Annotated in this window: 18 protein-coding genes; 8 read left to right on the forward strand and 10 right to left on the reverse strand. The window is 64.2% G+C overall.

Features of this window, described 5'->3' with window-relative positions:
- Window position 1 precedes the first annotated feature (1 nt).
- From MTX21_RS05310 to MTX21_RS05330, 5 genes are all read right to left on the reverse strand, one after another.
- Complete coding sequence (locus MTX21_RS05310; RefSeq protein ID WP_280963772.1) at window positions 2-736, reverse strand: ABC transporter ATP-binding protein; 735 nt, start codon at window positions 734-736, stop codon at window positions 2-4.
- Window positions 733-1,866 carry an ABC transporter permease gene (locus MTX21_RS05315; protein WP_280963773.1) on the reverse strand — a complete coding sequence of 378 codons (1,134 nt, stop codon included), beginning with the start codon at window positions 1,864-1,866 and terminating at the stop codon, window positions 733-735. Before MTX21_RS05315 ends, MTX21_RS05310 begins: the two co-directional genes overlap by 4 nt.
- Before the next feature lie 10 nt (window positions 1,867-1,876).
- Window positions 1,877-3,418, reverse strand: a complete 1,542-nt coding sequence (locus tag MTX21_RS05320) for an acyltransferase (protein WP_280963774.1) — start codon at window positions 3,416-3,418, stop codon at window positions 1,877-1,879.
- Window positions 3,342-5,195 carry a KUP/HAK/KT family potassium transporter gene (locus MTX21_RS05325; protein ID WP_280970974.1) on the reverse strand — a complete coding sequence of 618 codons (1,854 nt, stop codon included), beginning with the start codon at window positions 5,193-5,195 and terminating at the stop codon, window positions 3,342-3,344. Before MTX21_RS05325 ends, MTX21_RS05320 begins: the two co-directional genes overlap by 77 nt.
- Before the next feature lie 191 nt (window positions 5,196-5,386).
- Window positions 5,387-5,644, reverse strand: coding sequence for a hypothetical protein (locus MTX21_RS05330; protein ID WP_280963775.1), 258 nt, complete (start codon window positions 5,642-5,644; stop codon window positions 5,387-5,389).
- Window positions 5,645-5,901: 257 nt separating this feature from the next.
- Here MTX21_RS05330 and coaD point away from each other — a divergent pair, with 257 nt between their 5' ends.
- From coaD to queA, 5 genes are all read left to right on the forward strand, one after another.
- Window positions 5,902-6,399, forward strand: a complete 498-nt coding sequence (gene coaD / locus MTX21_RS05335; protein WP_280963776.1) for a pantetheine-phosphate adenylyltransferase — start codon at window positions 5,902-5,904, stop codon at window positions 6,397-6,399.
- A gap of 35 nt (window positions 6,400-6,434) precedes the next feature.
- The gene (locus MTX21_RS05340; RefSeq protein WP_280963777.1) at window positions 6,435-6,998 is read left to right on the forward strand and encodes a peptidylprolyl isomerase; all 564 of its coding nucleotides are present in this window, start codon (window positions 6,435-6,437) and stop codon (window positions 6,996-6,998) included.
- 8 nt (window positions 6,999-7,006) lie between these two features.
- Window positions 7,007-7,420, forward strand: coding sequence for a hypothetical protein (locus tag MTX21_RS05345; RefSeq protein ID WP_280963778.1), 414 nt, complete (start codon window positions 7,007-7,009; stop codon window positions 7,418-7,420).
- The gene (locus MTX21_RS05350; RefSeq protein WP_280963779.1) at window positions 7,417-7,881 is read left to right on the forward strand and encodes a peptidylprolyl isomerase; all 465 of its coding nucleotides are present in this window, start codon (window positions 7,417-7,419) and stop codon (window positions 7,879-7,881) included. The genes MTX21_RS05345 and MTX21_RS05350 overlap by 4 nt, the downstream gene beginning before the upstream one ends.
- Window positions 7,882-8,040: 159 nt before the next feature.
- Entirely contained in the window at window positions 8,041-9,114 is a 1,074-nt protein-coding gene (gene queA, locus MTX21_RS05355; RefSeq protein WP_280963780.1) for a tRNA preQ1(34) S-adenosylmethionine ribosyltransferase-isomerase QueA, read from the forward strand.
- Window positions 9,115-9,224: 110 nt separating this feature from the next.
- Here the strand turns inward: queA and MTX21_RS05360 are convergent, their stop codons facing one another.
- The 4 genes from MTX21_RS05360 to MTX21_RS05375 all read right to left on the reverse strand — a co-directional run bounded on the left by MTX21_RS05360 (window position 9,225) and on the right by MTX21_RS05375 (window position 13,434).
- Window positions 9,225-10,262: an aspartate-semialdehyde dehydrogenase gene (locus MTX21_RS05360; protein WP_280963781.1), complete on the reverse strand. Its 1,038-nt coding sequence runs from the start codon at window positions 10,260-10,262 to the stop codon at window positions 9,225-9,227.
- Window positions 10,263-10,487: 225 nt separating this feature from the next.
- Complete coding sequence (locus tag MTX21_RS05365; protein WP_341510688.1) at window positions 10,488-11,093, reverse strand: PepSY domain-containing protein; 606 nt, start codon at window positions 11,091-11,093, stop codon at window positions 10,488-10,490.
- Between the two features lie 258 nt (window positions 11,094-11,351).
- A complete protein-coding gene (locus MTX21_RS05370) occupies window positions 11,352-12,104 on the reverse strand; it encodes a TetR/AcrR family transcriptional regulator (protein ID WP_280963783.1) in 753 nt (250 codons plus the stop codon).
- A gap of 130 nt (window positions 12,105-12,234) precedes the next feature.
- Window positions 12,235-13,434: a patatin-like phospholipase family protein gene (locus tag MTX21_RS05375; protein WP_280970975.1), complete on the reverse strand. Its 1,200-nt coding sequence runs from the start codon at window positions 13,432-13,434 to the stop codon at window positions 12,235-12,237.
- 216 nt (window positions 13,435-13,650) lie between these two features.
- Between MTX21_RS05375 and tgt the strand changes: the two genes are divergently transcribed.
- Complete coding sequence (tgt, locus tag MTX21_RS05380) at window positions 13,651-14,784, forward strand: tRNA guanosine(34) transglycosylase Tgt (RefSeq protein WP_280963784.1); 1,134 nt, start codon at window positions 13,651-13,653, stop codon at window positions 14,782-14,784.
- On the opposite strand, the gene MTX21_RS05385 is transcribed toward tgt, so the two are convergent.
- Window positions 14,781-14,999, reverse strand: a complete 219-nt coding sequence (locus MTX21_RS05385; RefSeq protein ID WP_280963785.1) for a hypothetical protein — start codon at window positions 14,997-14,999, stop codon at window positions 14,781-14,783. The genes tgt and MTX21_RS05385 overlap by 4 nt on opposite strands.
- 223 nt (window positions 15,000-15,222) lie before the next feature.
- On the opposite strand from MTX21_RS05385, the gene cysK reads away from it, so the two are divergent.
- A complete protein-coding gene (gene cysK / locus MTX21_RS05390) occupies window positions 15,223-16,200 on the forward strand; it encodes a cysteine synthase A (protein ID WP_280963786.1) in 978 nt (325 codons plus the stop codon).
- Window positions 16,201-16,202: 2 nt separating this feature from the next.
- Window positions 16,203-16,442 carry a BrnA antitoxin family protein gene (locus tag MTX21_RS05395; protein ID WP_280963787.1) on the forward strand — a complete coding sequence of 80 codons (240 nt, stop codon included), beginning with the start codon at window positions 16,203-16,205 and terminating at the stop codon, window positions 16,440-16,442.
- The last annotated feature ends 58 nt before the right edge of the window (window positions 16,443-16,500 follow it).

A 16,500-nucleotide genomic window follows, 5' to 3' on the forward strand; every position in this document is an offset into this window, starting at 1 on the left:
CTTACGACCTGAATGCGGCCGCCTTCGGCAAATGCAGCCGCCCGGGTCCGCCGGATTCGGTGTCGACCAGGAGGCCGTCCTCGATCTCGACGATGCGATCCGCAAAGGGAATGACCCGGGGATCATGGGTGACGACGAGCACGGCGCGCTCGCGCTGATGTGCGGTGTCAGCCAGAATCCGCATGATGCTTCGCCCGTTATTGCCGTCGAGCGCAGCGGTTGGCTCGTCGGCGAGAATGACCGAGGGATTGGCGACAAAGGCTCGCGCTATCGCGACCCTCTGCTGCTCGCCGCCGCTGAGTTCGCCCGGCAACGTATCGGCCTTCTGCTCCAGACCAACCATGCTGAGAGCTTCCAAGGCTCGTTCGCTGGCTTTGCGCCCACGCTCGCGACGGATGTCGAGGGCGAGTTGCACGTTCTGCGCGGCGGTCAGCGTCGGAAACAGATGATAGGACTGGAACACAAAGCCGATATGGTCGCGCCTCATTTTGGCCAGTCCCTCCTTGTCGACACCGGACGTGGGCATGCCGCAGACGGTGAGCGTGCCCGAACTTGGTGCCAGCATGCATCCGAGAATGAGAAGCAGCGTCGTCTTGCCGCTGCCGGACGGCCCCATCAGCAGTGTGAACTCGCCGCGCCGCAGCGTCATGTCGATACCGCGCAGCGCCTTCACCTCACTGGCGCCACGGCCAAGCGTTTTCTTGATTTCGGCAGCCTCAATGATGGTTTCGTTCATCGCATGAATACCGTTGCTGGATCGATGCGCACCACACGCACGATTGCGCCGATCGCCGATGCCACGCACATGACGACCGTCAGCACAAACAGAGCTGCAATCAGCCAGGGCGTGATGACGATCGGCAACGCGCTCTTGGCAGTCATCTCAACAACGACGGCGCCAATCGCAGTCGCAAGGACGAAGCCGATGACCGCATTGAGGAGCGCCTGATAGATGATGACCCCGTAGATATATCCATTCGACGAACCCATTGCGCGCAGGGTGGCGAATTCGCTGAGGTGATCCTTGGTGCTCGAATAGAGGGTTTGCGCGACGATGACGGTGCCGACGATCACTCCGAGCAATGCGCCGGCAAACAGCGCAGCGCCCGCGCCCGTCCCGAACAGCCAGAACGAGCGGCTACGGCTGCGGAATTCATCTGTCGTAAGCACCTCATGCTCACCAACCCGAGCCCGGACGGCCTTAAGGACTGTGTCGCGATTGGCGTCGGGCTTGAGGCGAACGACGAGATTGCTGGCGCGGTCAGGAAAGGTTCCAGTGTAGGTGCGGGCGTTTTTCAGGTCCACGAAGATATAGGGTGTCGTGGTGAAGGAGCGGATGCCGTCGGTCAAGGCCACGATCTTCACGCGGCGGCCGCGGATCTCGGCCGTCGATCCGACTTCGGAGACGCCGAGGCGATCGTGGTAGGAGCGGTCGACGACCACGGCTCCATTTTGCGACAGCGCGCGGACGTCGCCCTCGACTACGTTCCATGGCCCCAGGATTCCATCACGCAGATCGGCGCCGACAACAAAGATGGGTGTTATCTCGCCGCTCTCGAGGCGCCAGTCCGAGAAGCCGATGACTAGCGGGACCACAGAGGCGACGCCATCGACGGACGCGACCTTGTCGCGTAGCTTCGCATCCAGCAGCGAGGGGTCCTCAAAGCATTTCGCTCCCTTCGGTAACACCCAGAGATCGGCTGACGCATGGTCGATCATCGTCGTCACCATGCGACCGAATCCCAGGAACAGGCCCATCTGGATCATCACCAGCACGACCGAAAAGACGATTCCAACGAGCGTCGCGAGAAAACGCAGGCGATCGTGGAACAGATTGCGGGACGCGAGTGTCGGGACCAGTGACATGGACGTTCCGTCATCGAGGTTGATCTGAGATTGCGCTCTTGCTCGGGAGTCCGGAATGCCGGTGGACCAGCAGTCTCACGCTCGCGGTCAGGAATCCGCTTGCGGCCCAGCTTAGGGCCAGCGCCGCGACGAGGACGAACGTGGCCTTGGCGACGGCATTCAGGCTCGTGTCGAGCAGGGCATATTGCAGCCACAACACAAACGGGTAATGCGTGAGGTAGATGCCGTAGGCATTGACCGAAAGGCTGTCGACGAGCGCCGAACGGCGACGCAACAATGCCAGCGAACTCGCCACGAAAGCGATAACTCCTGTTGCGCACGCAACGGGAAAGGCGAAAGCCGCGGCGAGGCGATCTGCCGGCGGGCTGGCATTCCAGTCCGGCATCGTCAGCGAGGTCAACACGCCCCATACCGCAAAGCAGGCGAATGCTGCTGCCACCCAGGCTGGCCAGCGGCGCGCGAGCGGGCCATCGGTGCGGAAGACACTGCGATCACAGCCGTAGCCGCCGATGGCAAATCCTGCGGAAAAATAGAGAAGATAGTGCAGCGGGCGGCTTAGCTGGAAAGACAATGGGCCGAAAAAGGTCCATTCCCAGGGCGTAAAGATCATGGCCAGCGGGACATAGGCCAGCGCCGACAGACTTGTCAGGCCTGCAAAAAAGAGCAGCGGACGATCGTCGCACCTGGCGACGATTAGGCTCGCGGCCCGTGGCCATGATGGCGCGAATTCATGCAGTGCAGCAGCTAGCGCGCTGAGCAGCAGAAGCTGCCACAAGAACCATTGCGGGCCCGAGGGCCACATCGGCAAAGCGCGCCAGTGCTGCCAAAACGCCGCAGGCGATGGATCGGTCGCGGTCGTCAGATACGACGCGTAGTACGCCACCGGACTGAGAAAAGCGACCGCGAGGACGAAGGGCAATCCAATTCGCCACCACCGCGACGCGAGATAGGCGGCGGCGCCCTTGCGGATGAGGCCTCGCGGGGCGAACAGGCCCGCCAAAAGGAACATCAGCGACATCAAGCTGACGTCTTGCCATGCGCAGAACAGGTCGAGCCCGAACCAGCGCTCGCGGTCGATGATCGGAAACGCGATCCACCGATAGGGCGGTGAGTCGAAAGCAAACGGATGCAGCGGTTGCGAGGCGAGGTAGGGAAGGGCCGAATGGAAGGCGACCACGATCAGGATGACGACGGCGCGCAAGTTGCTGAGTGTGGCGTTGGCGCCAGAGTTCATGGTGGAGCACCAGCCGAGGATTTGGTCTCGCCAGAACCAACCGAAACGCAGCTCACCTTGTTCCAAATTCGGCGTGGAGCTTTTTTCACCAACCGATCCGCGGCTGGACGCTGTTTTGCTGAATCCCACGCCTCCAGCGCTCGGGCGCCCGCGTGCTCGTTGGCCTGGGATCTTGTCGCAACCGGTGTCGGCGTAGCGACGCTGCGCGCATTGTTGTTGCCGCGTGCGAGCAACGCGTCGGCTAGATCTCGATCTCCGTTCCGAACTCCACCACCTGTCCCGTAGGCACGCCGAAGAATGCCGCCGAGCGTTCGGCATTGCGCTGGAGGAAGGAGAACAGGCCCTCGCGCCACACCCACATGCCCGGAACGTCTTCACGCGGGATGATTGTCTCGCGGCCGACGTAATAGGTGATGTCGGAGAGGTCGACGCCGGGCAGCTTGCCCTGGCGGCAGGCGAGCTTCAGGCCCTCGTAGATTGTGGGGTTCTGCATGAAGCCGTAATGCAGGACCACGCGGGTGATGCCGGGAATGATCTCGTTCACCTCGGCACGCTCCTCGTCGGCGATGTGCGGGGATTCCTCGATCAGCACGGTGACGAGCAGTACGCGTTCGTGCAGGACGCGGTTGTGCTTGACGAACTGCGTCAGCGCCAGCGGCACGCCTTTCGCCGCGGACGCCAGAAATACGGCGGTGCCGGGCAACCTCGCGCGGCACTTGTTGACCGCCGTCTCGATCAGGTCCTCTTCCGGCTGGCGCAGCTTGCCGCGTGCGGCCTCGACCAGCTTCACGCCGCCGCGCCAGGTCAGCATCAGGAAGGCGACGAGTCCGGCGAGCAGCAGCGGAAACCAGCCGCCCTCGAACAGCTTGATCGAATTGGCCGAGAAGAAGACCACGTCGATCGCGAAGAAGAAGCCGTTGACCGCGACCACGAGCCAGGGCGAATAGCCCCATTGGATCGCCACGAGCGCTGCGAGCAGCGTCGTGATCGCCATCAGGAGCGAGACCGCGATGCCATAGGCGCCGGCGAGCGCATCCGATGTGCCGAAGCTCAGGACGGCGCCCAGCGTTGCGGCGGCGAGCAGCCAATTCACCAGCGGCACGTAGATCTGACCCATCGCGTGGCTCGTGGTGTGTCGGATCTGCATGCGCGGCAAGAAGCCGAGCTGGATCGACTGCTGGGTCAGCGAGAACACGCCTGAGATGATCGCCTGCGAGGCGATCACGGTCGCGACCGCCGAGAACGCAACCAGTGGATAATGCAGTGCGTCGGGGCAGAGCTGGAAGAATGGATTCTCGAGCATGCCCGGATCCGTGATCAACAGCGCGGCCTGGCCGAAATAGTTCAGCACCAGCGCGGGCAGGCAGACGGCGAACCAGGCGAGCCGGATCGGAAAGCGGCCGAAATGCCCCATGTCGGCATACATGGCCTCACCGCCGGTCACGGCCAGGAAGGCCGAGCCGAGAATCGCAAAGGAGACGTGGAAATCCTGATGGATCAGGAATTCGAAGGCATAGAGCGGGCTGAGCGCAGCGAGCACCGCCGGCGCCTTGACGATGCCATGGATGCCGAGCGCTGCCAGCACCACGAACCAGGCGAGCATCACCGGACCGAAGATGCGGCCGATGAAGCCGGCGCCCTGCTTCTGCATCATGAACAGCCCAACCAGGATGGCGATGGTCACGGGCACCACGACCGGCGCCAACGAGGGCGCATCGACCTTGAGGCCTTCGATGGCACTCAGCACGGAGATCGCCGGTGTGATCGCGCCATCGCCGTAGAGCAGCGCCGCGCCAACGAGGCCGACCACTAGAAGCTGCGCGCGCCAGGTGCCGGGCTGGGCATGACGGGCATGCAGCAGCGCCAAGAGCGCGACGATGCCGCCTTCGCCGCGGTTGTCCGCGCGCAGGATCAGCAGCGCATATTTCAGCGAGATGATCAGCAGCAGCGCCCAGAGGATGAGAGACGCAACCCCCAGCACTGCGTCGTGAGTCACGGTGCCGCCATGGGCGGCCGCCTTGGCGGCTTCCTTCAGGGCGTAGAGGGGGCTGGTGCCGATATCGCCATAGACCACCCCGAGGGCGCCCAGGGTCATTGCAAGGGGCAGCGGATCAGGATGATGGCCGGAAGCGACTGCTGGCGTACTGGACAACGGCGACCCCCGGATGGGATCGCGCCCGACGGGCCATTCCGAGGGGCGCGAGTATCACGCAGTCTGCGACGAGACGTCGCAAATTTCCACGAGATTATATTGGGGGTTATATGACGCGAAGCTGACAGACCGCCTTACGGGGTGCGGTCGGCCGTCACCAGCCGGGCCTCGCGGACAGTGGCCTTGGTGCCGGCGCGGTGCAGGCAGGACGCCTCGAAATTCGGCCAGGCTTGCTGCGAGCAGTCTTTGCCGGTCGTGCGGATGTCGAGCCGGTCGGCCTTGGCAAGCGGCTGCGGCACGCTGGCCTCGACCCTCGGTGCGAAGCCGGGCAGGACGGTGAGTGCTGCGGCAACACACGCGGCAATAGCGATCGCTGAAAGAGCCTTGATCATCGACGGTCCCCTGTGATGCGGCCGCTGCGCCTTGTTTGCGGCCCGTCATTCGTTGGGCGGATCAGTAACCATGGCCAGTTTCGGGACGTCTTCGCGGATGCGCAAAATGGTTTCGTTCGCGGTCCGTTTTGTTTCGTGGTCGGCCTCAGGACGAAACAAACGGGCCGGCGCCGACATGGCGGGTGGATATTTTGCGGGAAACGGCCGGGGAACCTGTCCGGCTTGCCGGGCAGGGCCGGGCGCGGTAGGACGGTGCCATGTCGCGCATCGCCTTCTACCCAGGTTCCTTCGACCCGATCACCAATGGCCATCTGGACGTGGTCCGGCACGCCGTTCCGCTGTGCGACCGGCTGGTTGTCGCCATTGGCGTGCACCCCGGCAAGAAGCCGCTGTTCTCGACCGAGGAGCGTCTGAAGATGCTTCACGATGTCTGCGATCCCGTGGCGGCGAAGGCCGGCTGCATTCTCGAAGCGACGACGTTCGACGATCTTTCGGTGACCGCTGCGCGCAAACATGGCGCGACGATCATGATCCGGGGCCTGCGTGACGGCACCGACCTCGACTACGAGATGCAGCTCGCCGGCATGAATGAGGCGATGGCGCCCGAGGTGCACACGGTCTTCCTGCCGGCCTCACCCGTGGTCCGCCCGATCACCGCCACACTGGTGCGCCAGATCGCCGGCATGGGCGGGGACGTTTCGGCCTTCGTACCGCCGCTGGTTGCGGCATTGCTCAAGGCAAAGTTCGCCGGCTGACGGCACGCGTTCATCTCATCTGATCCGGAGTTTTCATGATCCGTATTCTCGCAGTTCTTGCCGCGCTCGTGTTCGCGGTCCCGGCACTCGCGCAATCGCTGCCGGCAGGCCTCGACAAGGCCAATGCGATCGTCATCGACACCACCAAGGGCCGCATCGTCATCAAGCTGCGGACTGATCTTGCGCCCCAGCACGCCGAGCGCCTCAAGCAGCTCGCGCGCGAAGGCTATTACAACAACGTGCCGTTCCACCGCGTGATGGACGGCTTCATGGCGCAGACCGGCGACGGCCAGAACTTCAACGGCACCGGCGGCTCGAAATACCCGAACCTCAAGCAGGAATTCTCCAAGGTGCACTTTGCCCGCGGCATCGTCGGCATGGCGCGGCGCGGCGACAGCGTCGACAGCGCCAACTCGCAGTTCTTCATCATGTTCGCGGACGGCGGCAGCCTCGACGGCCAGTACACCGTGGTCGGCGAGGTCGTGCAGGGCATGGACGTCGTCGACAAGCTGAAGAAAGCCCCGCCCGGATCCGCGAGCGGCACCGTCACCGATCCCGACAAGATGGTGAAGGTGCAGGTCGCCTCCGACATCAAGTAGCAAGCGCAATGGCGCGCCGCGGCGAAAAGCTCCTGGTAGCTGTCGCGGCGCTCCTGCTTGGCACCTCCGGCGCGAGCACTCAGACGCCCGACCGGGTCAACACCCTCCACGACCTCTTCGCACGGCTGGGCAGTTGCTGGAGACCGCCGCCACCCTCCCGGGCCCGCGCACTCGACATCACGGTCGTCGTGAGCTTTAACCGGACCGGAGACATCCTGGGCCATCCGAAGATTACCTACGAATCCGCGGAGGCCTCCGACAATGACCGGCTCCAGTACCGGATTGCGGTGATGGAGGCATTGCAACGCTGCACGCCAATGCCATTTACCGATGCGATGGGCGGCGCCGCTGCGGGGCGTCCATTCGCGGTCCAGTTCCACGGCCGGAAGGCTTCACCCCCAACCCAAGAGAAACGAGCATGAGCGCCACCGAAAACACCCTGATCCTCGAAACCACGCAGGGCCCCGTTACCATCGAGATGCGGCCCGATCTCGCGCCGAACCATGTCGCGCGCATCAAGGAGCTGGTGCGCGAAGGCTTCTACGACGGCATCGTGTTCCATCGCGTCATCGACGGCTTCATGGCGCAGACCGGCTGCCCGCACGGCACCGGCACCGGCGGTTCGGGTCAGAAGCTGAAGGCGGAGTTCAACAAGGAGCCGCATGTGCGCGGCACCGCCTCGATGGCCCGCGCCGCCAATCCCGATTCCGCCGACAGCCAGTTCTTCATCTGCTTCGACGACGCCCGCTTCCTCGACAACCAGTACACGGTGTGGGGCAAGGTCACCGCAGGCATGGAGAACGTCGACAAGATCAAGCGCGGCGAGCCCGTGCAGAACCCCGACAAGATCGTCAAGGCGCGGATGGCGGCGGACGGGGAGTAACAACCACCGCTCCTCATGGTGAGGAGGCGCGAAGCGCCGTCTACGGACGATGCTATCGCCGAGCGAACCATGAGGCCACAGACCGGGCCTTCATCCTTCGAGACGCGCGTTCCGCGCTCCTCAGGACGAGGGTCTGACTGTGTCGCGTCAGGCCCGACTATGCGCACCGATCTCTTCGACTTCGACCTGCCGCCCGAGCGCATCGCACTGCGCCCGGCGCAGCCGCGCGACTCCGCGAAGATGCTGGTCGTGGAGAACGGTGTGCTGCGCGACCAGACGGTCTCCGACTTGCCGCAGTGGCTGAAGCCCGGCGACCAGCTCGTCGTCAACGACACTAAGGTGATCGCCGCCCAGCTCAAGGGCCGCCGCATCGGACGCGAGACTGAGCCAAGGATCGAAGCGACGCTGATCAAGCGCCTAGATGGTTCGCGCTGGCTGGCGCTGGTGAAGCCGGCCAAGAAGCTCGTCGCTGGCGACCGCATCCGCTTCGGCAATGAGGGCAAGGTCTGCCTGCTCGGCCATCTCGATGCCGAGGTCGAGGCCAAGGGCGCAGAGGGCGAGGTGACGCTATCGTTCTCGTTCCACGGGCCGACGCTCGACCAGGCGATATCGGATCTCGGCAGCCCGCCGCTGCCGCCCTACATCGCCTCGAAGCGCACGCCTGACGATCAGGATTTTGCCGATTACCAGACGATGTTCGCGGCCAATGAAGGCGCCGTCGCCGCGCCGACCGCAGGGCTGCATTTCACGCCCAGGCTGGAGCAGGCGCTGCGAGATCGCGGCGTCGGAATCAACCGCGTCACGCTGCATGTGGGGGCGGGGACGTTCCTGCCGGTCAAGGTGGAAGACACCGAAGGCCACAGGATGCATGCCGAGTGGGGGACCATCTCGGCGGAGACGGCGGAGAAGCTGAACACCGCGCGGAAGAGCGGCGGCCGCATCGTCGCGGTCGGCACGACGTCATTGCGACTGCTCGAAAGCGCCGCCGACGAGGACGGCACGATCCAGCCGTTCGCGGCCGACACGTCGATCTTCATCATCCCCGGCTATCGCTTCCGTGCCGTCGATATTTTGCTGACCAATTTCCACCTGCCCCGCTCGACGCTGTTCATGCTGGTGTCGGCCTTCGCGGGCCTCGACACTATGAAGCAGGCATATGCGCACGCGATCGCGGAGAGTTACCGGTTCTATTCGTACGGGGATGCGTGTTTGCTGTTTCGGGCGAAGGGCTAGCGTCGGCGCACTTACAGGGTGGGTTAGCCGGAGGCGTAACCCACCACCTTTGTCGCCGCACGAGAAGAGGTGGGTTACGCTGCGCTAACCCACCCTACGGATCTTCCTCGTTACGCCATCACGCGCTGCGGCAGCAGCTCTGCGATCTGCACCGCATTCAGCGCCGCGCCCTTGAGGAGCTGATCCGCCGCCACGAACATCGAGATCGAATGCCCTGAGGGATCGCTGAGGTCCTTGCGGATGCGGCCGACCAGGACGTCATCCTGGCCCGAGGCGTCGACCGGCATCGGGAAGTAGTTCTTGGCGCGGTCGTCGACGATCTTCACGCCAGGGGCCTGCGCCATGATCGCGCGGACCTGATCCTCAGTGATCGGCTTCTCGCATTCGAAGGTGATGGCCTCACAATGGGCGCGCAGCACCGGCACGCGCACGCAGGTCACGCCGACCGCGATCTTCTCGTCCTCGAAGATCTTGCGGGTCTCCTTGATGACCTTGGTCTCTTCGTCGTTGTAGCCGGTCTCGGGATCAACGGCCGTGTTGTGGTTGAAGAGATTGAAGGCGTAGGGGTGCGGCATCACCTTGGGCGTATAGACCTGCCCGTTGAGATTGGCGCGGGTGGACTCAACAAGCTCGTCCATCGCCGCCGCGCCGGCGCCGCTGGCGGCCTGATAGGTCGAGATGATCACGCGCTTGATGCGGTTCCTCTGGTGGATCGGCCAGAGCGGCACCAGCGCGGTGATGGCGGCGCAGTTCGGGTTGGCAATGATGCCCTTGTGGTCGCGGATGCGGTTCGCGTTGATCTCGGGGATCACCAGCGGCACGTTCGGGTCCATACGGAACGCCGAGGAGTTGTCGACCACGACCGCGCCGGACTTGACTGCGATCGGCGCGTACTTCCTGGAAATGCCGCCGCCGGCGGAGAATAGGGCGATGTCGACGCCGTCGAAGGACCGCTCAGTGAGCTCCTCGATGATGACATCCTTGCCGCGGAACGACACCGTCTTGCCGGCCGAGCGGGCGCTCGCCAGCGCCTTCAGCTTGCCGACGCGAAAGCCGCGCTTGTCCATGGTGGCGATGAATTCGGCGCCCACCGCACCGGTGACGCCGACAATCGCGACGACGGGATCGTTACTCACTTTCTCCTCCATTGAGCTGCAGACAACAAAAAAGCCCCGGACCATCGAGGGCGGGGCTTCGGTAGAGCTGATGCGTTCAGTCGACGACTACGCGCGCACGCCTCCCCGGGCCCCGAAGGCCGTGGTGGTTTTGGTCGTGCGTTTCGTGATCGTGAACATGGCGGCGACTTATGCGGGAGAGTTTTGCGCGCGTCAATGGCCTTTCGGGGGGATTGTGGCCGCGGGCGGGACCTGCCGCTATTTGGTCCGGGCACCCGGAGGCTCGAGGATGACCTCCTTGAGATCGTCGCCGCTGATGACGACGATCGCGAAATTCAGCCGGCCGCGCTCACGCACGAGCCCGCCGCTGATCGCCTTGCCGGACGCCGCGCGCTCGGCGACGCGCACGGCATCCGCGAGGCGGTGCCGGATCGCGCCAAGCGCTGCGAGGTTGTTGCGATCCTCCGCGTCGAGTTGGGTCAGGGGCAGGGCGGCTTCGCCGCCGATGACTTCGCCGGTCGCGGCATTGATGGTGTGCCGCCAGATGCGGTCGTTGTGCAGGGTCTTCACCCGGTAGACCGGCACGCCCGAGGCGCCGTCGAAGCTCACATCGGCCGTGGTCGCGCCGGCATGCCGTGCTTCGGCGATCGTCATGGCCTGACTCAGCGAGATCGTGGAGCTACGGAAGCGCTCGATCTCGCGGCTGACCTCTTGACGGTCGGCCTCGGCGTCACCGTCCGTTTCGTTGTGAAGGGCGGCGGGCGTGCCGCTGGTCGTGACGATCGCGCGCGCCGGCGCCGCAACGAGCAGCGCCGCCAGAGCGATCGCAAACAATTGCCACGAAGTTCGTCTGGCTGTCGTCATCCTCGAATCCTCGCCGCCGGGCGGGCCGCATCATACACCAAACAAGACGCGGCCGACCTTGGGCATCGGTCGGCCGCGGAGCGTCGCAACGGGCCGGAGCTCGTCGCGGCGATCGAAGTCTGAAAGGCGGTGCGGACCCTTTGGGGCTGGTGAAACGGGTCCGTACCTGCTTATAATGAAACCATACCGTATCGTTTTATTTTAGTCAACGACCGGAGCGTCGTGCCGTGTGGATAGATCGCGGAGCTCACGCAATTGTCAGCGGGACGGGCGCCGTCGTGCGTTGGCCTTGCCCGCGCCTTGAATGCGGTCCGCGGGCCCCAGCGCGCCGGTCAGGAACAGCCTGATCGCCGCCCGCATGCGCTTTTCGGCCGACTTGATCTCGAGCGGCATGCCAAATGTCGCCATGCGATGGGTGTGACCGACGACGACATCGAGAAACACCTCAGCCGCGATGGTGGTGTCCTCGACGTCGAGAGCGCCCTGCGTCACGAGGTGATCGAAGAAGCGCGCCGTCGTGGCGACGGCTTTCAGCCAGCCTTCCTCCTTGCCGAGCTTGGCAATGTCGGGGAAGTTGATGGCCTGTGACGTCATCATGCGGCTGAAGGCCATGGCGTCGGGGCCGCAGGTGAACGTCAGCATCTCCCGCCCGACCTCGACCAGCCGCTGCTCGACCGAGATGTCCGAGGAGCTGCCGAACTGGGTTTCGGCTGCCGCGGACAGCGGGGCAAGCCAGCGGTCGATTTCGCGCCTTAGCACGGCCGTGAACAGCCCGCGCTTGTCGCCGTAACGGGAATAGACGGTGGGCTTGCTGACGCGGGCCGCTTCCGCGACCGCATCGAGCGAGGTTGCGTCAAAGCCGCGGTCCAGGAACAGGCGGGTGGCGACCTCGATCAGGCGCTGATCGCGCTCGAGCGCGGCGCTCTTCGTCGGCCGGCCGCCGCGCGATTTCGGCACCTCGCGTCTTACGGAGCGCGTTGGCGTTCTTGTCTTGGTCGCAGTCAATCCCATGCCCAATGATTCCTGCGCGTTCCCAATGTCGTCATTCGCTCTATATCGCGCAGGGACGGGGGCGTCATCGCGAATCTGGCCGAATTGGCCGTATCGTCAACGGTTTCGAAAGGGCGCCGTTCCCCGGTGGTCACGGCAGCGTCGAGGTCCAGGCCTGACCGCTTGCTGCCTTCTCATATCCATACTGATACAGCGCGCGCATGTAGGCGGTATCGAACCCTTCCGAGGGCGGCGCTGGATAGTCGCGCTCGATATAGGACAGATGGAAGCCCAGCCGGTTGCGTTTGGCGAAGTCGTAGGTCGAGAAGATGATCGAACGGGTCTGCGACTGGGTGATCGACGACAGGCTGCGCGAGGCGACATCGATGGTGCTGTTCGACACGAGCTCGAAGTTTCGTTCGATCTTCTTGTTGACGAGGATGTAGATGTCCATCCTCGCGTTGCCGGGCAGGCGTCCCTGGAAGAGCAGGGCTTCCGGCAGCGTCAGCACCGGCGCTGTCACGCCGCCGTCGACATGCATCTCCTGAAACCGCCGGCCCCGGCCCTCGGCTTCGATCAGGATGGGCGGAAACACCAGGGGAATGCTGGCGGAGGCCGCCATCACGTCGCGAAACAGGTGCAGCGCTTCGGGCGTGCCGACCGCGGCGATCTTGCCCATGTCCCAGATGGCAGTCCGCTGGGTATCGAGATCGGTCGTCACGACCAGCAGTTTCCGGCCCTTGGCATTTTCGTGTGCGACCTGCATGAGGATCTCCGGCCCGACATAGCGGGCCACCAACTCGCGCAGCCGCTTATTGCCGAACAGGCCGGATCCGAACAGCACCCGGATGATGCTGGGATCATTCAAAAGGCTCTCCGCGATGCCGCTGGTGTAGACCTCCCGCAGCGTGTCGTCGTACTGGGGCCCGAGGAATGCAAACGGCGCGATCAGGCCGCCGGTGCTGACGCCGGAGACGACCGAGAAGGTGGGACGGGTGCCGGCCCTGCTCCAACCGTTCAGCACGCCAACGCCATAAGCGCCGTCGGCGCCGCCGCCGGAGAGCGCCAGATAGGTTCGGCTCGCGGCGTTATACTCTTTTTCGAAGCTGAATTTCGTGATGGGCTCGTCGGCGTAGCGCCGCAAGCCGTCGATGTCGAGGACGCGTGAGGTGCTGGCCTCGGCCGCGGTGTAGGGCGTCCGCGGCAGGGAGGTGCAGGCGGTCAGCGCGACGCTGCACGCCACCGCTGCCGACGCGAACAAGCGAGAGGCAGTCAGTTTGATCCAGTCACCGGAGGCGATGGGCACATCAGTCGAGTGTGAAGAGGAATGCATGGGTTGGCGGCGGGAGATCACGCAAATGCTGCCGCGGTCAGCGTCGCCGCGGTGTCTCGTCCAGCCCCCTTTTGATAAAACTATACTGTATCGTTTTATTTAACAAGCCGCCGTGTTCCCCAAGTCTGCGATAACAAGTCTGCGATAAATTGTGTCCCAGCTTGGGGCAGAGGCCGCTCCAACGGCGTCTCGGGCGGGTTGATTGGCTTCTCTCGACACGCAATAAGCACCGCCATGAGTCTCCCCAATCATTTCGAGTTGCTCGCCACCGATGGCGCCGCGCGTACCGGCCGCCTGACCACGCCGCACGGCGTGGTGCGGACGCCCACCTTCATGCCGGTCGGCACCGCCGGCGCGATGAAGGGCATGCACTGGCGCGAGGTGCGCGATGCCGGCGCCGACATCGTGCTCGGCAACACCTACCACCTGATGCTGCGTCCTGGCGCCGAGCGCATTGCGGCGCTCGGAGGCTTGCAGAGGTTTACCGGCTGGAACGGGCCGATGCTCACGGATTCCGGCGGCTTCCAGGTGATGTCGCTGTCCGACCTGCGCAGGGTCAGCGAGAAGGCCGTGACGTTCCGCTCGCATATCGACGGCGCCAAGGTGGAGCTGTCACCTGAACGCTCGATCGAGGTGCAGCGCTTCCTCGGCTCCGACATCGCCATGCAGATGGACGAATGCGTGCGGCTGCCGGCCGAGCGCGACGACATCGATCGCGCGATGCGATTGTCGCTGCGCTGGGCCGAACGCTCCAAGCGTGCCTTCGAGAGCGCACCCGACGGTTACATGCTGTTCGGCATCGTACAGGGCGGCGACATACCGCAACTCCGTCACGCCAGCACGCAGGGCCTCGTCGAAATCGGATTTCACGGCTATGCGATCGGCGGCCTTGCCGTCGGCGAACCGCAACAGGTGATGCTGGCGATGATCGATGAGACGGCACCGGCGCTGCCATCCGACCGGCCGCGCTACCTCATGGGCGTCGGCACGCCGGACGACATTCTCGAAGCGGTGAAGCGCGGCGTCGACATGTTCGATTGCGTGATGCCGACGCGCAATGGCCGGCATGGCGTCGCCTTCACGCGCTTCGGCCAGGTCAACCTGCGCAATGCGCGCCACGCCGACGATTCCCGTCCTCTGGATGAAGAGAGCTCATGGCCGGCGACGCGCAACTATGCGCGCGCCTATCTCCACCATCTCGTCAAGGCGGGCGAGACGCTGGGAGCGATGCTGCTGTCCGAGATCAATGTCGCTTACTACCAGTTCCTGATGCAGGGCATCAGGGACGCGATCTCACACGGAAAGTTCGAAGAATTCTATCAGCGTACGCGCGAGGACTGGGCGAGGGGCGACATCGCCCCGCGCTAGTTGCACGTAAACCGCGATTTGACGGCGTGCTTGGTCACGAAGCCATAGCCGCAGGTGTCGCAAGTCCAGAGATAGCTGATCACGTGGTCCGAGACATAGGCAGAAGCTTCGGCGGCGACCATCGAGTCGGCGCAGACGGGACAGGTGGGCAACTCGCTGCAACGCGGATAGCGGTTCAGCGCGACGGTCGACAACACTTCAGCAACTGCTGACATCGTGGTGACCTCCCTGCTTTAAGGCCTAAGTCTAACATAAGCAGAATCAGTTGACGAGGTCGCAACACAAATACGTTGGTTTTCTAATATCTGCAGCTCACGCGATTTTGCGATGCAGCGTATTTAACATGTGCCGCATTGCCGCTTGCGTGTCGCCATAAGCTGTCTGTAACTGCGCGAAAGCTGCGATCAGAGCGCGAATTGTTGTCACAGGGAGTTCATCATGGACGCACCGTCCACCACGGGTGCAGCGCACCAACCCGGCCGCGGCCGGGTCTACGATTCGATCGTCGAGGCCTTTGGCGATACGCCGATCGTGCGACTGCGCCGCCTGCCGGGCATGCACGGCGTGAACGCGACCATTTTGGCAAAACTTGAATATTTTAATCCGGCTGCGAGCGTGAAGGATCGCATCGGCGCGGCGATGATCATCGCGATGGAGAAGGCCGGTATCATCAAGCCGGACACCGTGCTGATCGAACCGACCTCGGGCAACACCGGCATCGCGCTCGCTTTCGTCGCCGCCTCGCGCGGCTATCGCCTCAAGCTGGTGATGCCGGAATCCATGTCGATCGAGCGACGCAAGATGCTGGCGTTCCTCGGTGCGGAGCTGGTGCTGACGCCGGCCGCTCAGGGCATGAACGGCGCGATCGCCGCCGCGGAAGAACTGCTTAAGACAACGCCGAACTCGGTGATGCCGCAGCAGTTCAAGAACCTCGCCAATCCCGAAGTGCACCGCCGCACCACCGCGGAGGAAATCTGGAACGACACCGGCGGCAACATCGATATTTTCGTCGCCGGTGTCGGCACCGGCGGCACCATCACCGGCGTCGGCCAGGTGCTCAAGCCGCGCAAGCCCTCGTTGCGGGTGGTCGCCGTCGAGCCTGAGGAAAGTCCCGTGCTGTCGGGCGGTCAGCACAGCCCGCACAAGATCCAGGGTATCGGCGCCGGCTTCGTTCCCGAGATTCTCGACCGCTCCGTGATCGACGAGATCGTGAAGATCAACTCCACGACAGCCATCGATGCCTCGCGGGCGCTGGCGCGGCACGAAGGCATCCCGGGCGGCATCTCCTCGGGCGCTGCAATTGCCGCCGCGCTCCAGATCGGCAAGCGACCGGAAGCTGCGGGAAAAACTATCCTGGCGGTGGTACCGTCCTTCTCCGAGCGCTATCTTTCGACGGCGCTGTTTGAGGGGATCTAGACATGGCGGATCAACCGAGGCGGCCGCGGACACTGGCCGATGCCAGGACTGAGGCTGAGGCTGCGTTCAAGAAGGTGACCGCCAAGGTCGCCGAGGCGCCGCCGAAGAAGAACGTAGCACCCGGCGTCAGGGAGCAGGTCACGCTGCGCATCGACCAGGACGTGCTCGAGTTCTTCCAGGCGGCCGGTCCCGGCTGGCAGGACCGGATCAACGAGGCGCTGCGCAAGGCGGCGGGGAAGTAGCATTCGGCCGTGCTCAGTGTTTGACCCTCCTCCTGAGGAGCGCGCCTTTTGCGCGCGT

This window comes from Bradyrhizobium sp. ISRA430, from assembly GCF_029909975.1.
GTDB lineage: Bacteria > Pseudomonadota > Alphaproteobacteria > Rhizobiales > Xanthobacteraceae > Bradyrhizobium.